This window comes from Saccharomonospora saliphila YIM 90502, from assembly GCF_000383795.1.
In the GTDB taxonomy this organism is placed as follows: Bacteria; Actinomycetota; Actinomycetes; order Mycobacteriales; family Pseudonocardiaceae; genus Saccharomonospora; species Saccharomonospora saliphila.
In genome coordinates this window covers 45,978-47,956 of sequence record NZ_KB912676.1, presented here as the reverse complement: position 1 = coordinate 47,956, position 1,979 = coordinate 45,978, and the positions used below count along the sequence as shown (strand labels likewise).

The 1,979-nt window shown below is 72.2% G+C and carries 3 protein-coding genes and 1 pseudogene; all 4 read left to right on the top strand.

What is annotated here, in order from left to right:
* Positions 1–158: pseudogene (locus SACSA_RS26090) on the top strand (dethiobiotin synthase); the annotation flags it as partial.
* 115 nt (positions 159–273) lie between these two features.
* Positions 274–1,290, top strand: coding sequence for a biotin synthase BioB (gene bioB / locus SACSA_RS0112380; protein WP_019816251.1), 1,017 nt, complete (start codon positions 274–276; stop codon positions 1,288–1,290).
* The gene (gene bsaP / locus SACSA_RS27260; protein ID WP_083940241.1) at positions 1,287–1,511 is read left to right on the top strand and encodes a biotin synthase auxiliary protein BsaP; all 225 of its coding nucleotides are present in this window, start codon (positions 1,287–1,289) and stop codon (positions 1,509–1,511) included. The genes bioB and bsaP overlap by 4 nt, the downstream gene beginning before the upstream one ends.
* 41 nt (positions 1,512–1,552) lie before the next feature.
* Positions 1,553–1,979: DUF2567 domain-containing protein (locus SACSA_RS22695; protein WP_019816250.1), on the top strand; the 427-nt coding region annotated here is incomplete at its 3' end.

Below are 1,979 nucleotides of genomic sequence, written 5' to 3'. Positions count from 1 at the left end.
CGGCGGGCGCGCCGCTGCTCGGGGCGCTGTCGGCCGGATTGGGCCGCGCGGGCGGGCAGGAGTTCCTCGCCGAGGCGCGGCGGGGTCTGTCCCCCTGGTTCGGGGGTGAGTTCGACCCCGACCACTTCGCCACCCGCACGGCGCCATCGGGCGCCTGACACCGGTTTCGGCCCCCTGAGCGCCGGATCGACGTGACGTAGCTCGCTGTGTCACTGTGCGGGATCGCGCCTTGAGTCACACTCACACACACGACGAGACCGCGAAGGAGATGCCGTGACGGCCTCAACCACCGAGTCGGAGATTCTCACGACCGCCCGCGAGCAGGTGCTCGACCAGGGCATCGGACTCTCCCAGCAGCAGGTGCTCGACGTGCTTCGGCTTCCCGACGAGCACGTGACCGACCTGCTGGCTCTCGCGCACGACGTGCGGATGCGCTGGTGCGGTCCCGAGGTCGAGGTCGAGGGCATCGTCAGCGTGAAGACCGGCGGCTGCCCGGAGGACTGCCACTTCTGCTCGCAGTCCGGTCGCTTCCCGACGCCGGTGCGTGCCGCCTGGCTCGACATCCCCGGCCTGGTCAAAGCGGCGGCCGAGACGGCGGCGACCGGGGCGACGGAGTTCTGCATCGTGGCCGCCGTGCGCGGGCCCGACGCGCGCCTGATGTCGCAGGTCCGCGACGGCATCCGGGCGATCCGGGAGTCCGGAAACGACATTCAGATCGCCTGCTCGCTCGGCATGCTCACCCGGGACCAGGTCGACGAGCTGGTCGAGATGGGCGTGCATCGCTACAACCACAACCTGGAGACGGCGCGGTCGCATTTCCCGGACGTGGTGACCACCCACACCTGGGAGGAGCGCTGGGAGACCCTGACCATGGTCCGGGACGCGGGCATGGAGGTCTGCTGCGGCGGCATCATCGGCATGGGCGAGACCGACGAGCAGCGCGCCGAGTTCGCCGTGCAGCTCGCGGAGCTGAGCCCGCACGAGGTCCCGATGAACTTCCTCATCCCGCAGCCGGGCACGCCCTACGAGGACTACGAGACGGTGGAGGGCAAGGACGCGCTGCGCGTCGTCGCGGCGTTCCGACTCGCGATGCCCCGCACCATGCTGCGGTTCGCGGGCGGGCGCGAGCTCACGCTGGGTGACCTCGGCGCGGAACAGGGCATGCTCGGCGGCGTCAACGCCATCATCGTGGGCAACTACCTCACCAACCTGGGCAGGCCCGCCCAGCGCGACCTCGACATGCTCGGCGACCTCAAGATGCCGATCAAGGCGCTGAGCGAGACGCTGTGACCCCGCGCTACTGCGTGCACTGCGGCGGGCCTGAGGACCCCCGGGCGGTGGGCGAGGGGGCGCACGCGCGCTGCGGGGACCCGCGGGTCACGCTCGAACCGCCCCGCTACTGCGCCGACTGCGCACGGCGGATGGTGGTACAGATCACACCATCCGGCTGGAGTGCGCGGTGCAGCAGGCACGGGGAAACCACCTCCGCCGACGCGGGGTCGACCGGCTAGGCTGCGGCGCGGGAATCGGGCCGTCGTAAGGAGGTCGTCTCGTGGCCGAGCGGGCTGGTGCCGCCAACGGTCCGGCCGTGTGGCCTGCCTACCCGCGCCAGGAGGTGTTTCCGGCCGCTCCGCGGAATGCGCGCGTGGTGGTGCGTGCCGACCTCGTGCCCGCGTTCGGCGTGCTCTCGGTGGTCGGCGTGCTGGGCATCGCGCTCGGCTGGGTGTGGTCGCTGCTGGCGCCGACCCAGCGGATGCGCGTGGTCACCGACGGCGGCGAGGCCGTGCCGTTGCAGTGGGAGAGCTGGCACCGGTTCGACGGTCTCGCGCTCTTCGTGCTCCTCGGTCTGGCCGTGGGCGTGCTCACCGGGGTCGCGGTGTGGCTGCTGCGCGCGCGGCGCGGCCCGGTCGTGCTGATCGGCGCGGTCGCGGGCTCCGTGCTGGCCGCGTGGCTGGCCACGCGCCTGGGCCCGGCGTTCG